Annotated in this window: 20 protein-coding genes; 9 read left to right on the plus strand and 11 right to left on the minus strand. The window is 67.2% G+C overall.

Features of this window, described 5'->3' with window-relative positions:
- Window positions 1-392: 392 nt before the first annotated feature.
- Complete coding sequence (locus tag AC1D2O_RS18340; protein ID WP_478093664.1) at window positions 393-1,778, plus strand: aminopeptidase P N-terminal domain-containing protein; 1,386 nt, start codon at window positions 393-395, stop codon at window positions 1,776-1,778.
- A 27-nt stretch (window positions 1,779-1,805) separates the two neighbouring features.
- Here the strand turns inward: AC1D2O_RS18340 and AC1D2O_RS18345 are convergent, their stop codons facing one another.
- The 5 genes from AC1D2O_RS18345 to AC1D2O_RS18365 all read right to left on the minus strand — a co-directional run bounded on the left by AC1D2O_RS18345 (window position 1,806) and on the right by AC1D2O_RS18365 (window position 7,782).
- The gene (locus tag AC1D2O_RS18345) at window positions 1,806-3,386 is read right to left on the minus strand and encodes an FAD-dependent oxidoreductase (protein WP_478157671.1); all 1,581 of its coding nucleotides are present in this window, start codon (window positions 3,384-3,386) and stop codon (window positions 1,806-1,808) included.
- Between the two features lie 105 nt (window positions 3,387-3,491).
- Window positions 3,492-5,036 carry a polyamine aminopropyltransferase gene (locus AC1D2O_RS18350; protein WP_478090801.1) on the minus strand — a complete coding sequence of 515 codons (1,545 nt, stop codon included), beginning with the start codon at window positions 5,034-5,036 and terminating at the stop codon, window positions 3,492-3,494.
- On the minus strand, window positions 5,033-5,251 hold the full coding sequence (locus AC1D2O_RS18355) for a DUF350 domain-containing protein (protein WP_478090802.1): 219 nt from the start codon (window positions 5,249-5,251) through the stop codon (window positions 5,033-5,035). Before AC1D2O_RS18355 ends, AC1D2O_RS18350 begins: the two co-directional genes overlap by 4 nt.
- A gap of 24 nt (window positions 5,252-5,275) precedes the next feature.
- Complete coding sequence (locus AC1D2O_RS18360) at window positions 5,276-6,748, minus strand: DUF4178 domain-containing protein (protein ID WP_478090803.1); 1,473 nt, start codon at window positions 6,746-6,748, stop codon at window positions 5,276-5,278.
- Window positions 6,745-7,782: an SPFH domain-containing protein gene (locus tag AC1D2O_RS18365; protein WP_478090804.1), complete on the minus strand. Its 1,038-nt coding sequence runs from the start codon at window positions 7,780-7,782 to the stop codon at window positions 6,745-6,747. Before AC1D2O_RS18365 ends, AC1D2O_RS18360 begins: the two co-directional genes overlap by 4 nt.
- Window positions 7,783-8,180: 398 nt before the next feature.
- Between AC1D2O_RS18365 and AC1D2O_RS18370 the strand changes: the two genes are divergently transcribed.
- The 3 genes from AC1D2O_RS18370 (at window position 8,181) to AC1D2O_RS18380 (ending at window position 11,593) form a co-directional block, all read left to right on the plus strand.
- Window positions 8,181-10,520 carry an NADP-dependent malic enzyme gene (locus AC1D2O_RS18370; protein ID WP_478157672.1) on the plus strand — a complete coding sequence of 780 codons (2,340 nt, stop codon included), beginning with the start codon at window positions 8,181-8,183 and terminating at the stop codon, window positions 10,518-10,520.
- A gap of 180 nt (window positions 10,521-10,700) precedes the next feature.
- Window positions 10,701-11,114: a guanyl-specific ribonuclease gene (locus AC1D2O_RS18375; protein ID WP_478090806.1), complete on the plus strand. Its 414-nt coding sequence runs from the start codon at window positions 10,701-10,703 to the stop codon at window positions 11,112-11,114.
- Between the two features lie 47 nt (window positions 11,115-11,161).
- Window positions 11,162-11,593: a barstar family protein gene (locus AC1D2O_RS18380; RefSeq protein WP_286570543.1), complete on the plus strand. Its 432-nt coding sequence runs from the start codon at window positions 11,162-11,164 to the stop codon at window positions 11,591-11,593.
- A 336-nt stretch (window positions 11,594-11,929) separates the two neighbouring features.
- On the opposite strand, the gene rsmA is transcribed toward AC1D2O_RS18380, so the two are convergent.
- From rsmA to AC1D2O_RS18395, 3 genes are all read right to left on the minus strand, one after another.
- Complete coding sequence (gene rsmA / locus AC1D2O_RS18385) at window positions 11,930-12,694, minus strand: 16S rRNA (adenine(1518)-N(6)/adenine(1519)-N(6))-dimethyltransferase RsmA (protein WP_478095109.1); 765 nt, start codon at window positions 12,692-12,694, stop codon at window positions 11,930-11,932.
- A 133-nt stretch (window positions 12,695-12,827) separates the two neighbouring features.
- On the minus strand, window positions 12,828-14,213 hold the full coding sequence (locus tag AC1D2O_RS18390; RefSeq protein WP_478091749.1) for a peptidylprolyl isomerase: 1,386 nt from the start codon (window positions 14,211-14,213) through the stop codon (window positions 12,828-12,830).
- Window positions 14,214-14,227: 14 nt separating this feature from the next.
- The gene (locus AC1D2O_RS18395) at window positions 14,228-16,624 is read right to left on the minus strand and encodes an LPS-assembly protein LptD (RefSeq protein ID WP_478157673.1); all 2,397 of its coding nucleotides are present in this window, start codon (window positions 16,622-16,624) and stop codon (window positions 14,228-14,230) included.
- A 96-nt stretch (window positions 16,625-16,720) separates the two neighbouring features.
- Between AC1D2O_RS18395 and AC1D2O_RS18400 the strand changes: the two genes are divergently transcribed.
- From AC1D2O_RS18400 to AC1D2O_RS18415, 4 genes are all read left to right on the plus strand, one after another.
- Complete coding sequence (locus AC1D2O_RS18400) at window positions 16,721-17,812, plus strand: aminoglycoside phosphotransferase family protein (RefSeq protein ID WP_478091752.1); 1,092 nt, start codon at window positions 16,721-16,723, stop codon at window positions 17,810-17,812.
- Window positions 17,809-18,546: a 16S rRNA (uracil(1498)-N(3))-methyltransferase gene (locus AC1D2O_RS18405; protein ID WP_478091754.1), complete on the plus strand. Its 738-nt coding sequence runs from the start codon at window positions 17,809-17,811 to the stop codon at window positions 18,544-18,546. Before AC1D2O_RS18400 ends, AC1D2O_RS18405 begins: the two co-directional genes overlap by 4 nt.
- 97 nt (window positions 18,547-18,643) lie before the next feature.
- A complete protein-coding gene (locus AC1D2O_RS18410) occupies window positions 18,644-19,132 on the plus strand; it encodes a YidB family protein (protein WP_478091755.1) in 489 nt (162 codons plus the stop codon).
- 115 nt (window positions 19,133-19,247) lie between these two features.
- Window positions 19,248-20,426: an MFS transporter gene (locus AC1D2O_RS18415; protein ID WP_478157674.1), complete on the plus strand. Its 1,179-nt coding sequence runs from the start codon at window positions 19,248-19,250 to the stop codon at window positions 20,424-20,426.
- Here AC1D2O_RS18415 and AC1D2O_RS18420 read toward each other — a convergent pair.
- Window positions 20,423-21,250, minus strand: a complete 828-nt coding sequence (locus tag AC1D2O_RS18420; RefSeq protein ID WP_478157675.1) for a lysophospholipase — start codon at window positions 21,248-21,250, stop codon at window positions 20,423-20,425. The two genes, AC1D2O_RS18415 and AC1D2O_RS18420, sit on opposite strands and share 4 nt — an antisense overlap.
- Entirely contained in the window at window positions 21,247-22,737 is a 1,491-nt protein-coding gene (locus tag AC1D2O_RS18425) for a M20 family metallopeptidase (protein WP_478094306.1), read from the minus strand. The genes AC1D2O_RS18420 and AC1D2O_RS18425 overlap by 4 nt, the downstream gene beginning before the upstream one ends.
- A 123-nt stretch (window positions 22,738-22,860) precedes the next feature.
- On the opposite strand from AC1D2O_RS18425, the gene AC1D2O_RS18430 reads away from it, so the two are divergent.
- On the plus strand, window positions 22,861-23,691 hold the full coding sequence (locus AC1D2O_RS18430) for a DUF72 domain-containing protein (RefSeq protein ID WP_478157676.1): 831 nt from the start codon (window positions 22,861-22,863) through the stop codon (window positions 23,689-23,691).
- Window positions 23,692-23,926: 235 nt separating this feature from the next.
- Here AC1D2O_RS18430 and AC1D2O_RS18435 read toward each other — a convergent pair whose 3' ends face one another.
- A complete protein-coding gene (locus tag AC1D2O_RS18435; RefSeq protein ID WP_478093715.1) occupies window positions 23,927-24,457 on the minus strand; it encodes a bactofilin family protein in 531 nt (176 codons plus the stop codon).
- Between the last annotated feature and the right edge of the window lie 60 nt (window positions 24,458-24,517).

A 24,517-nucleotide genomic window follows, 5' to 3' on the forward strand; every position in this document is an offset into this window, starting at 1 on the left:
CAGAGGCCGAGATCGCCTGCGAGCCGTCGACGATGTCTTCGGGTAATGCCGAGCCCGCTGCGAGAGCACTGCCGCTGCCGGTGGTGGTCGCCGCTTGCGCCGTCGAACCTGCTGCCGCGGTCCCGGTCCCGGTTCCGGTTCCGGTACCAAGAGCAGCGAGCCCTCCGCCGCCTCCACCCCCGCCACCACCACCACAGCCCGCCAGCACGGCTGCGGCTACTGCGAGCAAAATCGTGCTCTTGTGTAGAACTTTCAACAAAACACCTCCAAAATAACGAGTTGGGGGTTTGTACGTGGGAGAGGTCCGACTGGGCAACCGTTCTTTCAAATCCTTTCCTGATGTTTTTCGCCCGCTCCCTGGCGGTGTTACATCCGTAGCGCATAGTGACCTTATGACCGCAACTTATCAAGCCTCCCGCCGATCACAACTTTCTTCTCATATTGAAAAGGGCGGCATTGCCATCATCCCGACGGCACCGGAGCGGCAGCGCAATCGCGACAGCGACTTCCTGTACCGGCACGACAGCTACTTCTATTACCTGACGGGCTTCACCGAGCCGAATGCCTGGCTGGTGCTCTCCGGCGACGGGCGATCGACGCTGTTCTGTGCCCCCAAGGACCTGGAGCGCGAGATCTGGGACGGCTACCGGCTGGGCCCGGAGGCTGCGCCGGCGGCGCTGGGCGTGGACGAGGCCTTCTCGATCGAGGAGCTCGATACCCGGCTGCCCCGCCTGCTCGAGAACAAGAGCGTCGTCTGGTATCCGTTCGCGACCCACAAGGGCCTGGAGACACGGGTCGACGGCTGGCTCTCCGCCGTGCGCGGGCGCGTGCGCTACGGCGCGCTGTGCCCCGAAGCGCAGCGCGACCTGTGCGGCCCGCTGGACGAAATGCGGCTGGTGAAGGATGCCGCCGAGCAGGACACCATGCGCCGCGCGGCCCAAATCAGCGCCAGAGCCCATGTCCGCGCGATGCAGTTGTCGGCGCGCATGCTGCGCGAAGGCCGGGAAGTGCGCGAGTACCACCTCGATGCCGAGCTGCTGCATGAATTCCGCCTCGGCGGCTCGCAGTACCCGGCCTACGGCTCGATCGTCGCGGCGGGCGCCAATGCCTGCGTGCTGCACTATCGCGCCGATACGGCGCCGGTGCGCGACGGCGAACTGGTACTGATCGACGCCGGCTGCGAGCTGGACGGCTATGCCAGCGATATCACCCGCACCTTTCCGGCCAACGGCAGGTTCACCGGCCCGCAGCGCGCCCTGTACGACCTGGTGCTGGCCAGTCAGGACGCCGCCGTGGCGGCGACCCGGGCGGGACAGCGCTTCACCGATCCGCACGACGCCACCGTGAGGGTGCTGTCGCAGGGCATGCTGGACCTGGGGCTGCTCGACGCCAACAAGGTCGGCGGTGTCGACGACGTGATCGAGAAGCGCGCCTACTTCCCTTTCTATATGCACCGCACCGGCCACTGGCTCGGCATGGACGTACACGATTGCGGCAGCTACATCGAGCCCACGCAGCTCGGCGAAGTGAGCGAGCGCAGGGACCCGCTGTCCAACGAACTGATCCAGAACCGGCCCAGCCGGATCCTGCATCCGGGGATGGTGCTGACCATCGAGCCCGGCATCTACGTGCGGGCGGCCCAGGGCGTGCCGGAACAGTTCCACAACATCGGCATCCGCATCGAAGACGACGCCATCGTCACCGAGACCGGGTGCGAGCTGATCTCGCGCGGCGTGCCCGTCAAGGCCGACGAGATCGAAGCGCTGATGCGCGACTGATGCGGGCGCCGGGCCGAAGCAGGACGTTCAGGCCGCTGCCGCCGCCAGGTGCCCGCGCGTGAAGGCCTCCTCGAAGATCGAATAGCCGGACCAGTCGCCGTGGGCGAAAGCCAGGCGCCCGGCGACGATGCGGTCCCGGGCACCGAGCTTCGCCAGTTGGCCGGGCGCGGGGATCGCCATCGCATGGCCGTAGCGCGTGATGTCGATCCGGGTCGCCAGCCCGGCGAGGTCGGGGTGAGGCGCCGAAAGCTCCGCCAGCAGATCGTCGCGCCAGCCGGCCCAGGGCCGGGCCAGCAACTGGCGGCGGCCATCGGTGCCGTCCCAGGTGCTGGGCCCCAGCGGCCGGTACCAGGTCAGGACCGTGGCGCGCGGCGTCGGGTCCAGGGTCTGATGCCGCGCGTCGACGTAGCCGAGGCCGCGGGTGCCATAGACCACGTTGTCCCAACCCGGGGCCGCACCAGGCCGGTCGGCCAGTGGGGCCTTCACATGGACATTGGCGACCAGCCAGGGCGCGTAGCGCATCGACGCGGCGGCTTGGCGCAACCGCTCGGGCGGGGCCTCGATCACGCGCGCCGCAATGAACATCGGCAGCGCGACGATGCACCGTTCGGCCTGCCAGCGCACCCGCGAGCCGGTGGCGACGTCGATCGCATCGATCTCCACGCCGCTGCGCGCGTCGGCGATCCGCGTGACGGCCTGGCCGGTCCGCAGCCGATCGCCGAGGGGCTGCGCCAGCCGCTGGGTCAGCCAGGCGTTGCCCTCGGGCCAGGTCAGCACCGCCTCGCGTTCGCCGTCGTCCTCGCCGGGCGCATGGAAGCCGTGCCGGCTGGCGAAATAGTGGATGCCGGCCCAGGCCGAGACATGGGCCAGGCCGGCACCGTAGTCGTCGCGACAGCAGTAGTCGAGATACCAGCGCAGGTGGGCGTCGCCAAGGCCCTCACGGTCGAGCCAGGCCTCGAAGGACAGCGCATCGAGGGCCAGCAGGGCTGGCGCGGGCACCGCGCGCAGCGTCGGGATCGAGAACCGCGCATCGTGCCGCAAGGCATCCACGCGTTGCGAAAAGCGCCGGTACTGGGCCAGCGTGGCGTTGCCCACCCCCTGCACCGGCAACAGCCCGTCCTGCCAGCGGCCCTGGAAGAACAGGCGCTCCTGCGGACTGTGGCAGAGCTGGCGCTCGTCGTATTCCCAGCGGCCCGCCACGCGCCGGCGCAGGCCCAGTTCCTCGAGCAGGTCCTGCACCTCGTGCGCCTCGTCGCCGGGCAGCGGCAGATAGTGCGCGCCGAGCGGGCAGGCGATGCCCTGCACCGCGCCGGCGCGGCTGTTGCCGCCGGCCGTGTCCTCGAGTTCCAGCAGCACGAAATCCTCGATGCCGGAAAGACGCAACGCCCGCGCCGCCGCCAGGCCGGCAACGCCACCGCCGGCGATCACGACCTGCGTGCGGCGAGCGACATCCGGCACGGCCCCGCCGCGCTGCGTGCCGTCGCGCAGCGCATGGCCACGCGCCACGTCGATGCCGGTGAAGCCGCCCTCGATGTCGTGTCGGGCCTCGCACCCTGCCAGCGCGGCCGCCACGGCCATCGACGCGCCAAGAAACTCACGCCGCCTCATGGATCCTTTCCAGGAATACCGCGGAACCGGCTTCGCCGGGCCGCTGGTGTTGCCCCCTGCAAGGGGGTGGGCGGCTACACGAAGTGAGCCAACCTGGGGGTGTGCTCATCTCCCCCACTCGTGTTCGTAGGTGGACACCAGGATCTGGTTGGAAAGCCGATTCACCTCGGCCGGCACCCGCGCCATGTCGCGCGGGAAGTCGAACAGCAGCGGCAATGTCGGCACCGACAGGAAACGCAGCCCGTCGGGCAGCGCATCGGGCAGCCGGAAAGGCCGCCGGCTCGCGATGATGTATCCCCACTCGCCGAAGCTCGGCACGTGTGCGTGGTAGGGCGTCGCCGTGAGGCCGACCGATTCGATGGTGGTTGCCACGGTCCAGAAGCTCTTGCGCGCCACCAGCGGCGAGGTGGTCTGGACAACGGCATAGCCGCTGGCCGCCAGCCGCTGGTCGAGCAGCGCATAGAAGGAGCTTGTGTAGAGCTTGCCGATCGCGAAATTGGTGGGGTCCGGAAAGTCGACCACGATGACGTCGAAGACCTCGCCCTGCTGCTGCAGCCACTGGAAGGCATCGGTGTTGACCACGCGCAGCTTCGGGGAATTCAGCGCGTGGCCGTTCAGTGCGGCCAGCGTCTCGTGCTCGCTGAAGAGCCGGGTCATGTTCGGGTCGAGCTCCACCAGCGTCACGCTCTCGACCGACGGGTACTTGAGGATCTCGCGCACCGCCATGCCGTCGCCGCCACCGAGCACTGCCACCTTGCGCGGCGCGCCGTGGGCCGCCATCACCGGGTGCACCAGCGCCTCGTGATAGCGGTACTCGTCGCGCTCGGCGAACTGCAGGTTGCCGTTCAGGAACAGCCGGTGCCCGGCGGCGCCTCGCGTGACCACGATGCGCTGGTAGGGGGAGCTTTCGCTGAAGACGATGCGGTCCTGGTAGAACTTGTCCTCGGCCAGCGTCGTGAGGTGATCGGCGAACACGAAGGCCACCAGCAACGCGGCCAGCGCCAGCCCGCAGGCCAGCGCATGCATGCCGACACGGCGCAGCTCGTGCCGGAACAGCCACAACGCCCAGACCGCGACCGCCGCATTCATGAACCCGAACAGAAGCCCGGTGCGAATCATGCCGAGCTGCGGCACCAGCAGCAGGGGGAAGGCGATCGAGACGGCGAGCGCGCCCAGGTAGTCGAAGGTCAGCACCTGCGACACCAGGTCCTTGAGCGCGACGTTGCGCCGCAGGATCCGCATCACCAGCGGGATCTCGAGCCCCACCAGCGTGCCGACCACCATCACGAGCCCGTAAAGCAGCAACCGGAAGGCGCCCGGAACGTAGGCATTGGCAATGAAGAGCAGTGCCGGCAGCGCACCGCCGACCAGCGCCACCATGAGCTCGATGCGCAGGAAATGCGCCGGCAGCTGGCGCTCGAAGTAGCGCGACAGCCAGGAGCCCACGCCCATCGCGAACAGGTAGGTGCCGATGATCGTGCTGAACTGCAGCACCGAGTCGCCCAGCAGGTAGGAACTCAGCGCCGCTGCGCTGAGCTCATAGACCAGCCCGCAGGCGGCGACCACGAAGACGCTGGCGAGCAGCGCGATCTCGACCGGTTGCGGGCCGCTGCGCTCGAGCGGGCGCGCGGACGAGGCCGCTTCGCTCAATGGATGGCCGCGGCGACGATGATGCAGATGCCCAGGCTCATCGCGGCCACCACCAGCCCCAGCGCCATGTTCTGCTTCTCGACGATCTCCTGCCACAGGTCATAGGGCGTGACCTTGTCGATGATCCGGAAGGCCAGCCAGAAGAGCGCCACGCCGATCACCGCATAAACCAGCGACCCAAGGATCACGTCCGGCTTCAACCATTCAATTCCCATGATGAGAACCTCCAAAAAAAGACTTCATTTGTGGCCGCCGCCACTCGAATAGCCGCCATAGGAGCCGCCCGCACTGCGCGAGCCGCCCCCGCTGCTGCAGGTGCTCAGGATGATCAGCAGCACGACGATCACCACCACGATCAGCACGATGGTGCCGCAGCCCAGGCTGGACGCCGCGCTCACCGGCAGCACGTCGTTGCGCTTGAACATGTCCTTCCGGCGATCGAGCTTGAACGCCGCCGCCACCGCCGCGCTGTCGATCCGGTTGCCGGACGACCAGGTCAGCTCGTTGGCCGAGCGTTCCATCGACAGCAGTGCGCTGCCGTTGGCGAAATCGCGATTGAAGGTCTTCTGCCCGCGCTCGACCTGCCAGTAGAACTCGCCCGCCACATAGCCGGTCTCGGCGTTGTAGGCGTACTGCTGCAGGTAGACCTTGCCCAGGTACGTGGCGCGGGCCCCGCTCTCGGCCATGCTCGGGGCGCCGGTGGTCGGCTTCACCATGCTCCAGCCGTCTTCGGCATCGACCAGGAAGCTGAAGCCGCGCTTCTTGTTGTAGAGCAGGTACTCGCTCCAGCCGAAGTGCTCGTCGTCGCCGGGCGCCACGCCCATGCGGTGCTGGAAGCCGACCACCTGCCAGTCGACGCCCTGCAGCTGGCCGATGCTGCCGAGCGCGATCAGCGGCTGGATCGGCTCGTTCTGGGCCGCATGCCGAAGTTCGCCCCCGATGCCCTGCGAAAGATCGATGATCGCGTTGCAGGACGGACAGGTGATGCTCTTGCTGTCGGCCAGGTTGACCGTCACCGGCGAGCCGCAGTTCGGGCAGTTGAAGCTGCGGCCCTTTTCGTCCTTGGCCGATTCGTCGCGCAAGCCGGTGAGCTGCAGGTCCTCGAGCCGCACCGCGCGGCCGAGGTAGGCGCCGGGCGGATCGGTGTCGTAGTCGAGGCTGAGCACCTGTCCCTGGTCGCTGCGCAGCTCGACCACCGCGAAGGGACGGCCGAGTTCGGGCAGCCGCGGCAGCTCGCCTTGCGCCGAGACCAGCGCCACCTGCTCGTTCGAGGCCACCGTGTAGTTCTGGCCGTTGAAGGCGGTGGTCGCGCCGACGCGCTGTTCGACCGCCGGCGGCGTCGCGCGCTGCAGTTCGAAAGCCAAGGCGAAGACGAAGGCGCCGTTGTCCTCGCTCAGGATGCCGGTACGCTCGCCATCGAGCGTGGCGATCCACTCGGTCCAGCGGCCGCCCGGGTAGCTGTACTGCAGCCGGCCCACCAAAGTGAAAGGCTGGCCCTCGATGCGGCCGGCGGCGAACAGCTGCAGCGGACTGAAGTCGTCGAACAGCTCGGCCATCTTGCCGGTGCGCGCCAGCGTCTCGCCTTGGCGCACCACGGTGCTCTGGCAATAGGGGCAGACCGCGTGCGTCGATTGCGCCGAACGGAATTCGACCGGCGCGCCGCAGCCGGGACAGGGCGCGCGGTAGTAGCGCTGGCTACCGCGGTCCGTCACACGAGTTTTTTCAGCAGCTCCGCCTTCTTGGCGTCGAATTCTTCCTGCGTGAGGATGCCCTTGGACTTCAGCTCACCGAGCTTCTCGAGCGTGGTCATCACATCGGCCGGATTCACCACCGCGACCGCGGGCTGCTGCTGCGGTGCCGCGGGCTGCGCCTGCAGCCCCTGGGCCAGGTTCTGCGCCAGCACCTGCCCCAGCGCGACGCCGGCGCCGAGCCCCATGGCATCGCCCGCGATGCCGCCGCCACCGCCCGCGCCCTCGGCGAACTTCGGGATCGCCTGCGCGGTCTGGTATTGCATGAACTTGCCCATGTCGTTGCCGACCATGCCCATGCCAATCTTCTGATCGAGGATCTTCTGCAGCTCTTCCGGCAGCGAGACGTTCTGGACCGTGATGTTCTCGAGCTGAATCCCGATCTTGGCGAACTCGGGCACCAACTGCTTGGCCAGCGCCTCGGCGAACTGGATCTGGTTGGCTGCCAGGTCGAGAAAAGGAACGCCGCTGGCCGCGATCGCGTTGCTGATGTTCTGCAGCAGGAGGCCGCGGAGCTGGCCATCGAGGTCGGCCACCGTGTAGATGTCGCGCGTACCCGAGATCTCGGTGTGGAACAGCTTGGCGTCGCCGACGCGGAAGCTGAAGTTGCCGAAGGCGCGCAGCCGCACCGCGCCGAAGTCCTTGTCGCGCACCGTGATCGGCTGCGGCGTTCCCCATTTCTGGTCGACCTGCTGGCGCGTGCTGAAGAAGTAGACGTCGCTCTTGAATGGCGACTCGAAGAGCTTGTCCCAGTTCTTGAGATAGGTCAGGACCGGCAGCGTCTGGGTCGTGAGCTTGTACATGCCCGGGCCGAACACGTCGGCGACCTGGCCTTCGTTGACGAACACCGCGACCTGCGACTCGCGCACCGTCAGCGACGCGCCGTTCTGGATTTCCATCTCCGCCATCGGGAAACGCCAGGCCAGCGTGCCGTCGCCGGTCTCGGTCCACTGAATGATGTCGATGAACTGCTTCTTGATGAAATCCATCAGCGCCATGGTTGCTCCTCGTTGCGGGGGTCTTCTGAGCCGGGCATATTGCCACAGTGCCCGCCAAGGACAACCCTGGGGACAGTTCCGGCACAAGACAGTACTTGTCCACAGGCAAGTCGCTTCGCCCGAAGTTGTTCGCCTCGCCGCGACAGCACGGAAGCGCGGCTGCACACAGCCAGCGGGCTGCGGCAAGTCCTTGTCGCAAAAGGGAAAAATGACCCTGTCCACAGCGAAGCGCGCCCCTTACTACTACTACTAATCTAAATAGGAAGACTAAGTAGAAGAGATAGCAATAGCCACTTTCCGCCCAAATATCCGGGTCGGCGACCCGCGCCCGGCCAGCATGCAGATCGAGGTCTACAATCGGCGCCCTTTACAAGAAGCGTCACAGGAGGCACGGCCCAATGTCCGATTCGACTTCGCAGATCCCTACGCCCGAAGACAAGCGCGCCGAGCTGCGCCGCGCCGCGCTCGAGTACCACGAGCATCCGGTTCCGGGCAAGATCTCGATCGCCGCCACCAAGCAGATGGTCAACCAGCGCGACCTGGCGCTGGCCTACTCACCCGGCGTCGCGGCGCCTTGCGAAGAAATCGTCAGGGACCCGGTCAACGCCTTCAAGTACACGGCGCGCGGCAACTTGGTCGGCGTGATCACCAACGGCACCGCGGTGCTGGGCCTCGGCGACATCGGCCCGCTGGCTTCCAAGCCGGTGATGGAGGGCAAGGGCGTGCTGTTCAAGAAGTTCGCCGGCGTCGACGTCTTCGACATCGAGATCGACGAGAAGGACCCGGTCAAGCTGGTCGAGGTCATCGCCGCCCTCGAGCCGACCTTCGGTGCGATCAACCTCGAGGACATCAAGGCCCCCGACTGCTTCTACGTCGAGCGCGAGCTGCGCAAGCGCATGAAGATCCCGGTCTTCCACGACGACCAGCACGGCACTGCCATCACCGTGGCAGCCGCGATGCTCAACGGGCTGAAAGTGGTCGGCAAGGACATCGGCCAGGTCAAGCTCGTGACCTCGGGCGCGGGCGCTGCGGCGCTGGCCTGCCTGAACCTGCTGCTCAAGGTGGGCCTGAAGCGCGAGAACGTCTACGTGACCGACCTGGCCGGCGTGGTCTACGAAGGCCGCACCGAGCTGATGGACGACGACAAGCGCCAGTACATGCAGAAGACCGAGTCGCGCACGCTCAATGACATCATCGAGGGCGCGGACGTGTTCCTCGGCCTGTCGGCCGGCGGTGTGCTGAAGCCCGCGATGGTCGCCAAGATGGCGGCCAAGCCGGTGATCTTCGCGCTGGCCAATCCGAGCCCCGAGATTTCGCCGGAAGACGCGCATGCGGTGCGCGACGACATCGTCATGGCGACCGGCCGCACCGACTACCCGAACCAGGTCAACAACGTCCTGTGCTTCCCCTACATCTTTCGCGGTGCGCTGGACTGCGGCGCCACCACCATCACCGATGAGATGGAAGTGGCGGCGGTGCACGCGATCGCCGACCTGGCGCAGGCGGAACAAAGCGAGCGTGTTGCGGCCGCCTACGCAGGCGAGAAGCTGAGCTTCGGGCCCGAGTACCTGATCCCGAAGCCCTTCGACCCCCGGCTGATGATGAAGATCGCGCCCGCGGTCGCGAAGGCTGCGGCCGAAAGCGGCGTGGCGCTGCGTCCGATCACCGACCTCGACGCCTACCGCGACAAGCTGCAGACCTTCGTTTACACCTCGGGCACCATGATGAAACCGATCTTCGACGCCGCCAAGCGTGCGCCGAAGAAGCGGGTCGCGTACAGCGAGGGCGAGGAAGAACGGGTACTGCGCGCGGCGCAGATCGTGGTCGACGAAGGCATCGCGCGGCCCACGCTGATCGGCCGTCCGGCCATCATCGCGCAGCGGATCGAGAAGTTCGGCCTGCGCCTGAAGGAAGAACTCGACTACGACATCGTCAATGTCGAGCAGGACCATCGCTACCGCGATTTCTGGCAGACCTACCACCGCATGACCGAGCGCAAGGGCACGACGGTGCAGACCGCCAAGATCGAGATGCGCCGCCGCCTGACCCTGATCGGCGCGATGCTGCTGCACAAGGGCGACGTCGACGGCCTGATCTGCGGCACCTGGGGCACCACCGCGCTGCACCTGCACTACATCGACCAGGTGATCGGCCGGCGCCCGGGCGGCTGCGCCAGCACGCCGCAGGATGTGCCGATCTACGCCTGCATGAATGGCCTGCTGCTGCCGGATCGTCAGGTGTTCCTGGTCGACACGCACGTCAACTACGACCCGACGCCCGAGGAACTGACCGAAATCACGACCATGGCGGCCGAGGAAATGATGCGCTTCGGCCTCAAGCCCAAGGCGGCGCTGCTGTCGCACTCCAACTTCGGCAGCAGCAACCAGCCCAGCGCGGTCAAGATGCGCCGCACGCTCGACCTGCTGCGGGTTCAGGCACCCTGGCTGGAAGTCGACGGCGAGATGCACGGCGACATGGCGCTCGACGGCAAGCAGCGCGCTGCCGTCATGCCGCACAGCGCCCTGGCGGGCAATGCCAATCTGCTGGTATTCCCGAACATCGATTCGGCCAATATTTCCTACAACCTGCTCAAGACGGCGGCCGGTGGCAACATCGCGATCGGTCCGGTGCTGCTCGGAGCGGCCAAACCTGTGCACATTCTCACGCCGAGCGCCACCGTGCGCCGCATCGTGAACATGACAGCGCTGACCGTGGCGGATGCCAACGCCGAGCGATAAGCAAAAAAGCGACAGCGATCGCTAACTTCTAGAGCGCGGCATCCCCCTTTCACCTGCTCAAAGATTGAGCAGGCGCTTGCTATTTGCGCGTCCCTGGTGCACACTTGCGGCCTTGAATTCGCGGGTTAACCCCAAGTTGATCCGCCGGTTCGGTTCTCGCTCTTTTCCTTCTGGTGCCCCATGGCGGCTTACGCCTCGATCTCGTCCCCGGTCTCAAAGTTAGCGCTCACTGGCGTGTTGCTGGCGACCCTGATGGCGGGAGTCCAGGCTCGCGAATGGTTCGGCCCCGGCACCGGCACCCCGGCGCAGGAAACGGTCGCGTTGGCCGAACTGCCGGTTCAGGGCCAGCGTACCTATGGGGCCATTTTGAACGGTGGCCCTTTCCGGCACGAAAAAGACGGCACGGTGTTCGGCAATCGCGAACGCCTGCTGCCGCAGGAACGGCGAGGCCACTACCGAGAATACACGGTCGATACGCCCGGTTCGCGTGATCGTGGTGCCAAGCGCATCGTCTGTGGAGGCGAGCGCACGGCGCCATCGGTGTGCTGGTATACGGCAGACCACTACGCGAGCTTCAGGCGGATCGTGCCATGAGCGAGCAACTGGATTGGAGCGGCGCCGTGAGGCGCACCGAAGAAATGATGACGACAACCATGGAAAGACCAGCGGAGATGACCTTATCCCTTCGTGCAGTGCGACCCAACATCGTGCAGTCGATTCGCGCCTTCCGCGTGAACGACCTGCAGGAAGCGGCGCATGCGGCCGGTCAGCACTTCCTTTACGCCAACCTGGGCAACGCCCAGACCAAGCAGGACGTGCTTGATCTGATTGCCCAGCAATTCACTTTTCCGCAGCACTTCGGCAAGAATTTCGATGCGTTGTACGACTGCATGACCGATCCCTTGCACAAATCGGGCCCGCAGCCGGGTTTCGTCATCGTGCTCGAGCAGATCCCGGCCAACGCCAAGTTCGACAAGGAAGCACGCGAGCAACTGCTCGACATCTTCCGAGACGCCTCCGACTACTGGGGAGACCGGAAGATACCGTTCAGGTGCTTCTATTCTTTTCTGTAGCCCGTTCTGCACACACCAGCCAAGCAGAACGGGCGAATGAGGCTTCGCAGGACAATGCCGCCGCTCCGGCTCCAGGCATCGACCTTCCGAATTCCGACCCGGCAGCAGAAAAGATGCCGACCGACAAACTGGTCGACGTGTCGCCATTGGCCTTGCGCATGAGCAGCCCCTTCAACGCGGGCTACTGGCTGGCAGCAGCCTGACTGTTGCTCGCCCCCAGGTTGCCCGGCACTTCGTGTCCGGGCGCCCACCCCCTGCCGGGGGCAACACCAGCGGCCCGGCAAAGCCGGTTCCGCGGTGTTTCACGAACAAAGCCCAGCCTTCGGCGGGCTTTTTTTATGCGGGGACGGATTGGGCCAGCGCGACGAATTCGGCGACCGGCACTTCCTCTGCGCGGCGCTGGGTGTCGAAGGTGCCGGCAAAGGCGTGCTGGTCGAGCCATTTGCCGAGGGTGTGGCGCAGCAGCTTGCGGCGCTGGCTGAAAGCGACCTGAACGATCTCGCCGAGGCGCGCGGCGTTCACTGCGGGCGGCTCGGCCAGGGGCACCATGCGCACCACGGCACTGTCGACGCGCGGCGGCGGGTCAAAGCTCTCGGGCGGCACGAACAGCACGTTGTCCATGGCGTAACGCCACTGCAGCATCACGCTCAGGCGGCTGTAGTCGGACGTGGCCGGACGGGCGACCATGCGGTCGATGACTTCCTTCTGCAGCATGAAGTGCTGGTCGGCGATCAGGTGCGCGAAGCCGAGCAGATGGAACAGGATCGGGGTCGAGATGTTGTAGGGCAGGTTGCCGACGACGCGCAGTGGCGCCGGCGAGAATTTCGCAGCCAGCGTGGCGAAATCCACCTTGAGGACATCGGACTCGATCACGTCCAGCTGCCCATGGCCGCGCAGGCGCTGCGCCAGGTCGCGATCGAGCTCGATCACGGTCAGCCGCCCGAGCCGCTCCACCAGCGGCTGCGTCAGCGCCGCCAGCCCCGGCCCGATCTCGACCATCGCATCTCCCGCCTTCGGCGCGATCTCGCGCACGATGGCGTCAATGATTCCCCCGTCGGTCAGAAAGTGCTGCCCGAACCGCTTCCGCGCAATGTGCTTCAAGCAGCGCCCCCGGCCGCGGCCGCAGGCCGCTGGCCCCCTCGTGAAACACCGCGGAACCGGCTTCGCCGGGCCGCTGGTGTTGCCCCCGGCAGGGGGTGGGCGGCTACACGAAGTGAGCCAACCTGGGGGCGAGTCATGTCTGCGGCGGCTCGCGGTACTCGACGTAGGCGCGGGCGCGGACTTCCTGGGCCCAGGTCTCCGTGGCCTGCTCGACCTTCTTCTCGCGCAGCACGGCGCGGGCGGCTTCGCGCTGCTCGGCCTGGCTCAACTTGGCATCGCGCCGGGCGACGACCTGGATCAGGTGAACGCCGAAGCGCGAGACCACCGGATCGCTGATTTCGCCGGGCCCCAAACGGTTCATCGCTTCCTCGAACTCGGGCACGAACTGGCCAGGACGTCCCCAGCCCAGGTCACCGCCCTGCTTGGCGCTGCCATCTTGCGAATTGTCGCGCGCCAGGCCGGCGAAATCGGCGGTGCCGGCCTGCATGCGCTTCTTGAACTCGGCCAGTTGGGCGACGGCCTCCGAGGTGCTGCGCTTGGGATCGTTGCGCAGCAGGATGTGGCGTACCTGGGTCTGCGTGACGACCGCTTCGCTGGCGCCAGGCTGGGACTTGGCCAACAGCTTGAGCACGTGGAAACCAGCGCTGGAACGGATCGGCCCGGCAATGCCGTTGATCGGCGTCGATTGCGTGGCCTCGATGAAGATCCCCGGATATCGGTCTGCGCTGCGCATGCCGATGGCGCCGCCGGAGACGCGGTCAGGCGAGTCGGAATTCTCCTGCACCAGCTTGGTGAAGTCCTCGCCGGCGCGGGCGCGTTGTGCCAGGCCCTGCGCGCGCTGCTGCAGCTTCGCCACATCGGCCTCGCTGGCGTTTTCGGGCACCAGGACCAGCAACTGGGCGATGTTGATGTTCGGCGCGAAAGCGGCATTGGCCCCAGCGCGCTGTTCCTTGATGAACTGGTCGACCTCGGCATCGCTGATCTTGGCTTTGGCCTCGATCTCGCGATCGCGCAGCCGCGTGAGGATGAGCTGGTCGCGCAAGTCGCGGCGGAACTGCTCCCGCGACAGGCCTTCGGCCGCGACCCGCCGGTGCAGTTCGGGGAGGCTGATCTGGTTTTGTCGGGCCACGGTCTGCTCGGCCTGGTCGACCGCCAGTTCATCGACCTTGATGCCGTATTCTTTTCCCATCTGCAGTTGGGCCCGCTCGTTGATGAGACGCTCGAGCACCATCCGCGTCAGCTCGGCGCGCGGAACGCGCTCGGCTTCGGGGTTTTCCTTCAGCACTCGCAGCACGCGCGACTGCACTTCGGTGTTGGTGACCGGCTCGGAATTGACCAGCGCGACGATGTATTCGGCCGAGCGGCGCACGGCAGGCGCCGGTGCGCGGGGCTCCGTGGGCGCCGGCCCCAGCCGCGGTCCGGACCGCATGATGTCGGTAATGCCCGCTCCCTGCGCGCCGGCAGCGGTGGCGAGGGTGGCAAGGCAGGCCACGGTGAGGATGGATCGGAAATGTTTCATGGCGAAGCGCGATCTCAGTCGTAATTGGTGAAGCGGCTCGCGCCGATGCTCGGCTGGCGCATCGGCGTATAGCGCTGGATGTTCTGTGTCAGCGTGCGCCTCGGGCTCGAACCGATGCTTGCGAAGCCGACCAGCTCGATCTGGAACATGATTCGAGTATTGGCTGTGACCTGTCCGGTCGTGACACGTTCCAGCACCACGCGCCCGATCCAGCAGCAGCCGTCGTATTCGAAGCCGAGCACGCCATCCGTCAGTTTGCTGGATTCCAGACTGTAGTTCAATCGGCCTACTGCGTACCAGCGACCGCCGCCTTGACCCCTCCCGGGGCCCAGATCCTGGCCTTTGTCGCCCCAGAGATCGTTCAGGGGCCACTGCCAGCTGACGTCGAGCGCACGGTTGGCGTCGTTGGAGGTGGGCGTGGTGTCAGCCTGGTAGCGGTAGGCGGCGCTCACAGTGCGATAGGGGCCGGGGTTGTAGCGCGCGCTCAGCGCGGTGCGCGCGGAAGTCTGGGTGTCCGGGTTGTACTGGACGGTGCCGTCCATGGCCCATTTCGATGTCCAGTTGATCTGGGCGCCGAGCAGCAGGTCGCTCACCCGGTCGGTGACCGGCAAGGCGCCCGGCATCGTGACCAGCTGGTCCGCGAAGCGCAGGCGCTGGGCAACACCGAAGCGGGCCGCCTCGGCACCGGTTTCGGGGTCGATCAGCCGGGTGGTCACGCCGAGGGTCAGCAGGTTGCTGTCGGAAATGCGGTCATTGCCGGAAAACGCGTTCTCGGTATAGACAGTGGCGAAGTTGAAGTCGTTCTGCGCCGTGTCGTAGACCGGCAGGTAGTTCTGGTTGCGAAAGGGCGTGTAGACGTAGAACGCGCGCGGCTCCAGCGTCTGGCGGAAGGAACGGCCGAAATAGTTCGCATCGCGCTCGAAGATCAGGCCGCTGTCCAGGCTGAAGGTCGGCACCACGCGGTCTGCCGAGGTCGCACCGTTGGTCAGCAGCGGGCCATCGAACTGGTAGGCCGTCGCGTTCAGCATCACCTTCGGGACCACGAAGGTGCCCGGCGTCAGGAAAGGACGGCTCAGCGAGGCCAGGGAGAACACGCGTTCGCCGTTGGGCTGGCCCTGCACGAACGGATTCTTGGCCTCGAAGCGCGTGTAGTCGTTGATGACCGAGAAGTCGAAACCGTTCCAGTCGAACTTGTTGTAGTTCGCCGTGATCTGCGGCATCCGGTCGTAGGGCGGCACGATCGGCGCCGGCGCGTACTGCAGGGTCTGGTAGCTCAGCGCCCGCGCGGTGCCGCTCCAGTCGCCCTTGGACCAGTTGAGCGAGCCGTCGTTGGCCAGCAGGCGCTGCGTGAGCGAGGGCGTGTTGGTGAAATCGCGCCAATAGTTGTTGTCGCTGACGCGGTTGATGTTCAGCGTGCCGACCAGCGAGTCGAGGCCGAAGTACCGGGCGTCGAAGGTTTGCGAGTGATGGGTCCAGATGCCCCAGCGGTCGCGGTCGCGCAGGCGATCGTAGGGCATGTAGTCGGCCCGGACTTCACCGCTGTACTTTTCTTCGAGGTAGCGGAACTCGGTGCCCAGGTTGATGCCGCGCTTGCTCATCAGCGTCGGGTACAGCGTGGCGTCGCGGTTCGGCGCGATGTTCCAGTAATAGGGTGTCGTGATGTCGACGCCGTTGACGTTGTCGAGGCCGATCACGGGCGGCAGCATGCCGCTCTTGCGGTCGTTGCTGAGCGGGAAGCTCAGCGAGGGGAAGGGCGGCGTGGTGATGCCCATGAAGGTCAGGCGCGCCTGGGTCGCGACGCCGACGTTGTCCTCCGTGTCGGTCGTCAGTGTGGCGGCGCTCAGGAGCCAGGCCGGCATCCAGCCGGGATAGTCCTCGGGCCGGCAGGTGGTGTAGGTGGCCACGCGGGCGACCGACACGTTGCTGTCGACGAAGTCGATGCGTTCGGCATCTCCGCGGCCGCCGCTGGCAAGGAATCGGTAGCGGACCTTGTTGAAGAAGCCCTCGAAGGTCTCGATCTTGAGCTCGAGCTCGGGGCCCTCGTAGACGTTGCCCGCCTGGTTGATGCGCACGTTGCCGGTGGCGCGGGCGCGATCGTCGGGCTGGTAATACTCGAGCCGGTCGGCCCTGAGGGAGAGGTCGCCGCGGCGCAGGGTGGCGTTGCCTTCGACCACGGTCTCGAGGTCAGGCCGGCCGGAGATCTTGTCGCCGTCCACGAAGCTCGGCAGTTGGCCGCGCAGGGGCGCCGGGATGATCTCCGCGAGTTGCGGCGAGCGCTTGAGCACGAGAGGCTCGCCCAGGTCCGCGTCCTGCGCCCACGCGCCCTGCGCGTGCAGCAGCGCAAGCGACAGGAGCGCCAAGGGCAAAGGGGGGCGGCACCGGCGCCAAGCGGCTCGGTTCAGGTCAGGCATCGGTACGGGACAAATATCGTCTGGAGGGGGAGACGGCGCCAGGGGCCATCGGGTTGCGAAGCTCCGCGCCAGGCGGATTTGTAGAATCGATTATCCATGACAGCCCCTCAGCCATCGTCCAGCGCCGCCGCCCCCCTTCCCGAAGCACCGGCCTGGAGCGACCCGGCCCGCGCCCGGGCTTTCCAGCAATGGATGGAGCGCATTGCCGACCGCCACCATCTGCTGCCCGCGAGCGTGCGCCTGGCTTCGGCCGACGCCAGCTTCCGGCGCTACTTCCGCGTGGATGCGGCGGGCGCGCCGACCCGGATCGTGATGGACGCGCCGCCCGCGCAGGAAAACAGCGCTCCATTCGTCCAGGTCGCGAAACTGATGGCCGAGGCCGGCGTGCGCGTGCCGCAGGTGCTCGAATGGGACGAGACCGCCGGCTTCCTGCTGCTCGACGACCTGGGCCGCCAGACCATGCTGGATGTCATCGACCCGGCCGACGCCAACGCCGCGCGGCCGCTCTACGACCAGGCCATCGATGCCTTGATCCGATGGCAGCTGGCCTCGAAGCCCGATGTGCTGCCGCCCTACGACCGGGCACTCCTGGAGCGCGAACTGGCGCTTTTCCCCGAGTGGTACATCGCGCGCCATCGCGGCGTGGCGGTCGAAGGCCAGCTGAAGGAGCGGCTGGAGCGAAGTTTCCGAGCCATCGTCGAGAACAATCTGTCCGCCGCGCAGGTCTACGTGCACCGCGACTTCATGCCGCGCAACCTCATGGTCGGCGATGGCGCCGCGCTCGGCGTGCTGGACTTCCAGGATGCGGTCTTCGGGCCCATCACCTACGACATCGCGAGCCTGATGCGCGACGCCTTCCTGAGCTGGGACGAGGATGTCGTGCTCGACGTCACGGTGCGCTACTGGGAACGCGCGCGCAAGGCCGGGCTGCCGGTGGACGAGGATTTCGGCGCCTTCTATCGCTCGGTCGAGTGGATGGGGCTGCAGCGCCACCTGAAGGTGGCCGGCATCTTCGCGCGTCTGACCCTGCGCGACGGCAAGCCGAAGTACCTGGCCGACACGCCGCGCTTCATTGCCTACATCCGGGCGACCGCGGGCCGCTATCGCGAGCTGACTCCGCTGGTGCGCGTGATCGACGAGGTCGAAGGCACGCAGGCCTTGAGCGGCTTCGCCTACGGACGGATGTGACGGCGCGCTTCCATTGCGCCGTTGCGCTCGTCGCCGACAGCGCGCTCGTGCTTCCGCCCGGCGCCGCGCGCCATGTGCAGGTGCTGAGGATGCAGCCCGGCGACGCGTTGACGCTGTTCGATGGCCACGGTGGGCAATACGCCGCCACCGTCGAGCGCATGGGCCGCAGCGAAGTCGCCGTGCGGGTGGGCGCCCACACGGCGGACGAGCGCGAGGCGCCGCGTGCGGTCCACCTGGCGGTCGGCATGCCGGCCAACGAACGCATGGACTGGCTGGTCGAGAAGGCCACCGAGCTTGGCGTGGCCAGCATCCAACCCCTGATGACCGCCCACGGCGTGCTGAGGCTCAACGGCGAGCGCGCGGACAAGAAGCGGGCCCACTGGGAAGCGATCGCGATTGCCTCCTGCGAACAATGCGGGCGCAACCGCGTCCCGCAGATCCATCCGGTGCGAAGCCTGGCCGGATGGCTGGAGGCGCCCGAGGACGATGGCGAGCGCTTCGTGCTGAGCCTGGCGCCGGGCACGCGGCGCGCCATCGACGTGGCCGCCGAGTGGCAGGACCGGCAGGGCGCTCACATCGATGCCCGGGTGCTGAGCGGACCGGAGGGCGGCCTCAGTCTCGCCGAGGAACAGGCCGCCATCGCACGGGGCTTCGCGCCGCTGACGCTCGGTCCGCGCGTGCTCCGCGCCGAAACCGCGGCGCTGGCTGCGCTCGTCTGGCTGGCCGGCGGCTGATGTCGCACGGGCCAACGTGACAGAAGCCCGGCAGGGCGCGCAAAATGCCCAGTGCCCCGCGCGCGGGCTGTTCACACTCATACCTCAGGAGCCCATCATGGGATTGCTCGATTCGGTACTCGGTCAAGTGCTCGGCGGCGCCCAGCAGCAACCCCAGGCTGGGGGCGGCCTGGGAGATCTCGGCGGCCTGCTCGGCGGTGCGGGAGGCTCCGTGGACCATCTCGGCGGACTCGCCGGTGCGCTCGGCGGACTGCTCGCGAACAACGGCGAGGTCGGCGGTCTTGGCGGACTCGTCTCCAAGTTCGAGCAAGCCGGCATGGGCGACGTCGTCGGCTCCTGGGTCGGCAAGGGCGACAACGCGCCGATCTCGGGCGGGCAACTGCAGGATGTGCTCGGCAGCGACGCGATCGCCGGGATCGCCCAGAAGCTCGGCATCAACAGCGCGACGCTGCTGCCGATGTTGGCCGCACTGCTGCCGACGCTGATCGACCACCTCACGCCCAAGGGCCAGGTGCCCGCCGAAGGGCTGGGCAATCAGGACGAGCTGTTGTCATCGCTCAGCGGGCTGCTGCAGCAGAAGGGCTAGCAGGCGCGCCCTTGGCTTGCGGATTCGGGAAGCAGGGCGCTGCAGGGCGCCCTTTTTCATGCGTTCGTCGCGGGCGCGCCGTGATAGAACCGCCCCTCCATCCCCATTCCAACCCATGAATCGCAATCTCTGGCTGCTCGCCATCTGCCAAGGCCTGTTCCTGACGAACAACGTCACCTTCATGGCGATCAACGGTCTGGTCGGGTTGGCGCTGGCGCCGCGTGGCTGGATGGCGACCCTGCCGGTGATGGGCTACGTTGTCGGCGGTGCGCTGGCCACCGGGCTCGTGGCGCGCACGCAGCGGCGCTTCGGGCGCAGGCGCTCGTTCCAGATCGGCATCGCGGTGGCACTGGGCTCGGCGCTGCTGTGCGCGCAGGCGGCGCTCTGGCAGAACTTCTGGCTGCTTTGCTTCGCCACCGTGGTGGCCGGGTACTACAACGCCAATGCTGGCCTCTACCGTTTTGCCGCCGCCGAACTCACCGGACCCGACTGGCGCGAAAAGGCGGTCTCGCTGGTGATGGCCGGCGGCCTGATCGGTGCGGTCGCCGGACCGAACCTGGCCGCCGTCACGCGCGACTGGTTCGCGGTGCCCTTCGCGGGCGCCTACCTCGCGCTGGCCGCCGTCGCGCTGCTGTCGATGGCGGTCATGAACTTCATCGACTTCCCGGCACCACCACCCCGCAGCGCCACGGCCGCCGGGCGTTCCCTGGCCGAGATTGCGCGCCAGCCGGTGTTCATCGTCGCCGCCGTCTCGGGCGCGCTCGGCTTCGGCGTCATGAACCTGCTGATGGCCGCGACGCCGATCGCGATGCAGGTCTGCAGCCTGCCATTCAGCGACATTGCCTGGGTGCTCGAATGGCATGTGATCGGCATGTTCGCGCCCGGCTTCTTCACCGGCCACCTGATCCGCCGGGTCGGCGTGCTGCCGGTGATGGCGGTCGGGTTGGCGCTCAATGCGGGTTGCATCGCGGTGGCGCTGTCCGGCGTCGACCTGCACCAGTTCCTGATCGCGCTGTTCCTGCTCGGTGTCGGCTGGAACTTCCTCTTCACAGGCAGCACCACGCTCTCGCTCGCGGCCTACACGCCTGAAGAAAGGGATCGCGCGCAAGGGGCGCTCAACTTCTGCGTTTTCGCGACGCTGGCGCTGAGCTCCTTCGCATCCGGCGTGCTGGTCACGACGCAGGGCTGGCGGCTGCTGAACCTCGGCTCGCTGGTTCCCGTCGTGCTGACCGGCGTTGCATTGTTGTGGCTGGCGCGCCGGCAACGCCGGAGCGCCGCCGCCGCTGCGGCCTAGGGCGGAGGAAAGCGCGCGTCCAGCCAGCCTCGCAGGGCGTCGAACACGGGCTGCGCGTCGCGCTCGTTGAAGATCTCGTGGTACAGCGCCGGGAAACAGGTGCTGCTGACCATCGAGTCCGCGGCGGCTTCGGCGAAGGCGCGGCTGCCGGCGGGATTCACCAGGCGGTCGTCACCGGCATAGAGCAGCAGCGTGGGCACCCGCCATGCAGGCGCCTCGGCCAGGATGTTCGCACCCTCGTCGGCCAGGAAGCGCGCAAGGCGGGCACCGATGCGGTCATGACACAGCGGATCGGCGCGGTAGGCCTCGGCCACCGCCGGTTCGTGCGACAGAAAGTCGGCATCGAGCCCGTTGCCCACGCGCAGCCCGGGCGCCAGGCGCGACAGCGTGGCGAGGAGCAGCTTCTGCATCGGGCTGAGGCCGGCATCGAGCGCCGGCGAGGACAGCACCAGGGCGTCGACCACGCGCGCCCCGCGCGCGACGGCGCTGGCCGCCACCAGGCCGCCGAGGCTGTGACCCAGCAGTACCAGCGGCAATCCGGGAAAGTCGCACCGCGTGTCGTCGATCACCAGCGCCAGGTCCTCGACCAGGTGGCGCGAGGTCGGCAAGGCGCCGCGCCCGCCGCTGGACGCCCCGTGTCCCCGATGGTCCGCGGCACGCACCGCGAAGCCCCAGTCGTTGAGCCGCGCGGCCACGGCGCGGTAACGTCCCGCATGTTCGCCGAGGCCATGGACAAGCAGGATGACGGCCCTGGCCGCACCGGCCCCGAGCGGCCAGTCGTGCAGCACCAGCGTCTCGCCGTCGGGCGTGCGCAGGGTCTTCAAGCGGCGGCGCGGGCTGCCGGCAGCGCGGCGATCACCTCAGCCACCGCGGCCGTCAGCTTCTTCGCATAGGGCACGTGCAGGAACTCGTTCGGGCCATGCGCGTTGCTCTTCGGGCCCAGCACGCCGCAGACCATCATCTGCGCCTTCGGAAAGCCCCGGCTCAGCATGCTCATGAGCGGAATGGTGCCGCCTTGGCCGATGTAGCCGCAATCGGCGCCGAAATGGGCCTGCGAGGCGGCGTTGAGGGCGCGTTCGAACCAGGAGGCGGTGTCGGGCGCGTTCCATCCGGTGGCGCCGCCGCCGCCGTCGAAGGTGACCTTGGCCTGATAGGGCGCGTTGTCCTCCAGCAGCTGCTTGAGCTGCTGCACCGCCTGATCGGCATCGACCAGCGGAGGCAGGCGCAGCGAGAGCTTGAAGGCGGTGTAGGGACGCAGCACGTTGCCGGCGTCTTTCAAGGCCGGAAAGCCTTCGGCACCGGTCACCGACAGCGTCGGCTTCCAGGTGCGGTTGAGCAGCGCCTCCACCGGGTCGGTGGTGGTCGGCAGCGCGAAGGTGGTCGAGCCCCCGCAGTCGTAGTGGGCCCAGGGAAAGCGCTTGTAAAGCTCCTCGCCGAGGATCGCGGCGGTGGCACGTGCCTGGGCCAGCCGCTCGGCCGGTACTTCGCAATGGAAGCTCTCGGGAAGCAGGCGACCGGTCTTGCTGTCTTCCAGGCGGTCGAGCACCTGCCGCATGATGCGGAAACTCGACGGCACCAGGCCGGAGGCGTCGCCCGAGTGGATGCCTTCGGTCAGGATCTCGACCTTCAGGGTGCCGCTGGCCATGCCGCGCAGCGAGGTGGTGAGCCAGAGCTGGTCGTAGTTGCCGGCGCCCGAGTCGAGGCAGATGACGAGCGACACCTCGCCCAGGCGCGGCCGCAGCGCGTCGACGTAGGGCAGCAGGTCGTAGGAGCCCGATTCCTCGCAGGTCTCGATCAGGCCGACGATGCGCGGATGGGCCGCGTCCTGGGCCTTGAGCGCCTGCAGCGCCGCGATGCTGGCGTACACCGCGTAGCCGTCGTCGGCCCCGCCGCGCCCGTAGAGCAGGCCGTTCTCGTACTTCGGCGTCCACGGGCCCAGGTCGCTGCGCCAGCCGGTGAATTCCGGCTGCTTGTCGAGATGGCCGTACATCAGCACGGTTTCGGTCATGTCGGTGCCTGTTGCCGGCACTTCGAAGAACAGCACCGGCGTGCGACCTTCGAGACGCACGATCTCGAGCTTCAGGCCCTCGACCTTCTGGGCCTCGACCCAGGCGGCCGCATTGCGCAGCACGGTTTCGAGGTAGCCGTTCTGCGACCAGTCCTTGTCGAAGCCCGGCGACTTGGCAGGAATGGCGATGTAGTCGGTGAGCTGCTTGACGATGTCGTGGTCCCATTGGGACGAAACGTCGGCCAGCGCGCGGCCGGCATCGAGCAGACCAGCAGGCATTTCGCGGTGGAGGGGGGCGTTCATTGAGATCTCCGCGGGGGTGGGGACAACGATGTTAGTGCGTCTTGGGGCGACGTGCCCGGATTGGCGCCGGGTTGCGGGATGCGATAAAAAGGCGGGCTTCGCCACCGCGACCCGAGGAAGCCCATGACTGCACGCACTGACAAGGACTCCAGTTCCGCGACGCCGCGCATCCGTGTCGGCATCGGCGGCTGGACCTATGAGCCCTGGCGTGACAATTTCTATCCGGCCAAGCTCCCCCATGCGCAGGAACTCGGCTATGCGAGCCGGCAGCTCACGGCGATCGAGGTCAACGGCACCTACTACAGCACCATGAAGCCGGCCAGCTTCAAGAAGTGGCACGACGAGACGCCGGAGAGCTTCGTGTTCTCCCTGAAGGCCTCGCGCTTCGCCACCAACCGGAAGCTGCTCGCGAGCGCCGGCGAATCGATCGCGCGCTTCGTCGACAGCGGCATTGAAGAGCTCGGCAGCAAGCTCGGCCCGATCGTGTGGCAGTTCATGCCGACCAAGGCCTTCGATCCGGAGGACATGGCCGCTTTCCTGGAGCTGCTGCCGGAGAAAGCGGGAGGCCGCGCACTGCGTCACGTGCTGGACGTACGCCACGAGAGCTTCAAGACACCGGAGTACCTCGCGCTCGCACGCAAACATCGGGTGGCCACGGTGTTCACCGATTCCGACAAGTACCCGTCGTTCGCCGACCAGAGCGCCGACTTCGCCTACGCGCGGCTCATGAACAGCGACGCGACGCTCGAGAGCGGCTATGCGCCGAAGGCGCTCGATGCGTGGGCGGAGAACGCCCGCCTCTGGGCGGAGGGCAAGACGCCGGCCTCGCTGCCTCTCGTCGAGGCAAGTCCATCGAAGACAGGCGGCCCGCGCGATGTCTTTATCTTCTTCATCAACGGCGCGAAGGAAAGGGCACCCGCGGCTGCCCGTGCCCTGATCGAACGGCTGGGCTGAGCCGACGCGCCGCCCTCAATCCTAATGAAAAAAGCCCGTCCAGGACGGGCTTTCGTTGGTGAAACACCGCGGAACCGGCTTCGCCGGGCCGCAGGTGTTGCCCCCGGCAGGGGGCTGAGGAGCCGCGGCTCCAAGCCTGCCTGCGCAGGCTTGGACGGCCCCGAAGAGCCGCTGCCTCTGGCAGCGACTCGAGGCGGGCTACACGAAGTGAGCCCAACCTGGGGGCGAGCAACAATCAAGCTGCGGCTTGCAGCGTCGGCTTGGCCGGGCTGCCGGAAGCGGAGGTGCCGAAGCTGATCTCGCCCGACAGCTGGCCGCCTTCCTCGACGATGATCTTGCCGTAGCGGATCTTGCCGGTGACCTTGCCGGTCGAATGGATCACGAGCTTCTCGCGCACGGTCAGGTTGCCGTCGAACAGGCCGCGGATTTCGGCGATGTCGATCTCGGCCGAGCCCTTGAAGGCGCCCTGCTCGGCGATCTGCATGACGCGCGAATCCATCGTCGCTTCCACCAGGCCTTCGACCACCAGCGTGTCGCAGTCCGTGATCTCGACGCCCTTCAGCTTGATGTTGGGACCGACGGTGAGCTTGCTGCCGCCTTCCTTGGCGACGCTGGCCGCCGCGTTGGCGGCCTGGGTCGTGAGACTCGACGGATTGACGGGAGTGCCCGACAGATTGGTGCTCGAACCCATCAACGGCGCGGGACGGGAGGTGAGATTTTCAGCTTCGCGATCGCGCTTGCCGAAGAAGGGGGACTGTGTGGCCAATGGGGAACTCCTCAAAACGTCTATCGTAAGAACCCCATTTCGCCCCAGGGCACTTCATTG

The sequence above is a fragment of the Variovorax sp. P1_G12 genome, assembly GCF_056405555.1.

Bases quoted from the DNA above. Each gene is read 5' to 3' on its own strand.
- AC1D2O_RS18340 (WP_478093664.1), top strand. From the start codon at position 393: ATGACCGCAACTTATCAAGCCTCCCGCCGATCACAACTTTCTTCTCAT.
- AC1D2O_RS18345 (WP_478157671.1), bottom strand. From the start codon at position 3,386: ATGAGGCGGCGTGAGTTTCTTGGCGCGTCGATGGCCGTGGCGGCCGCG.
- AC1D2O_RS18355 (WP_478090802.1), bottom strand. From the start codon at position 5,251: ATGGGAATTGAATGGTTGAAGCCGGACGTGATCCTTGGGTCGCTGGTT.
- AC1D2O_RS18365 (WP_478090804.1), bottom strand. From the start codon at position 7,782: ATGGCGCTGATGGATTTCATCAAGAAGCAGTTCATCGACATCATTCAG.
- AC1D2O_RS18370 (WP_478157672.1), top strand. From the start codon at position 8,181: ATGTCCGATTCGACTTCGCAGATCCCTACGCCCGAAGACAAGCGCGCC.
- AC1D2O_RS18375 (WP_478090806.1), top strand. From the start codon at position 10,701: ATGGCGGCTTACGCCTCGATCTCGTCCCCGGTCTCAAAGTTAGCGCTC.
- AC1D2O_RS18380 (WP_286570543.1), top strand. From the start codon at position 11,162: ATGACGACAACCATGGAAAGACCAGCGGAGATGACCTTATCCCTTCGT.
- AC1D2O_RS18390 (WP_478091749.1), bottom strand. From the start codon at position 14,213: ATGAAACATTTCCGATCCATCCTCACCGTGGCCTGCCTTGCCACCCTC.
- AC1D2O_RS18395 (WP_478157673.1), bottom strand. From the start codon at position 16,624: ATGCCTGACCTGAACCGAGCCGCTTGGCGCCGGTGCCGCCCCCCTTTG.
- AC1D2O_RS18400 (WP_478091752.1), top strand. From the start codon at position 16,721: ATGACAGCCCCTCAGCCATCGTCCAGCGCCGCCGCCCCCCTTCCCGAA.
- AC1D2O_RS18410 (WP_478091755.1), top strand. From the start codon at position 18,644: ATGGGATTGCTCGATTCGGTACTCGGTCAAGTGCTCGGCGGCGCCCAG.
- AC1D2O_RS18415 (WP_478157674.1), top strand. From the start codon at position 19,248: ATGAATCGCAATCTCTGGCTGCTCGCCATCTGCCAAGGCCTGTTCCTG.
- AC1D2O_RS18425 (WP_478094306.1), bottom strand. From the start codon at position 22,737: ATGAACGCCCCCCTCCACCGCGAAATGCCTGCTGGTCTGCTCGATGCC.
- AC1D2O_RS18430 (WP_478157676.1), top strand. From the start codon at position 22,861: ATGACTGCACGCACTGACAAGGACTCCAGTTCCGCGACGCCGCGCATC.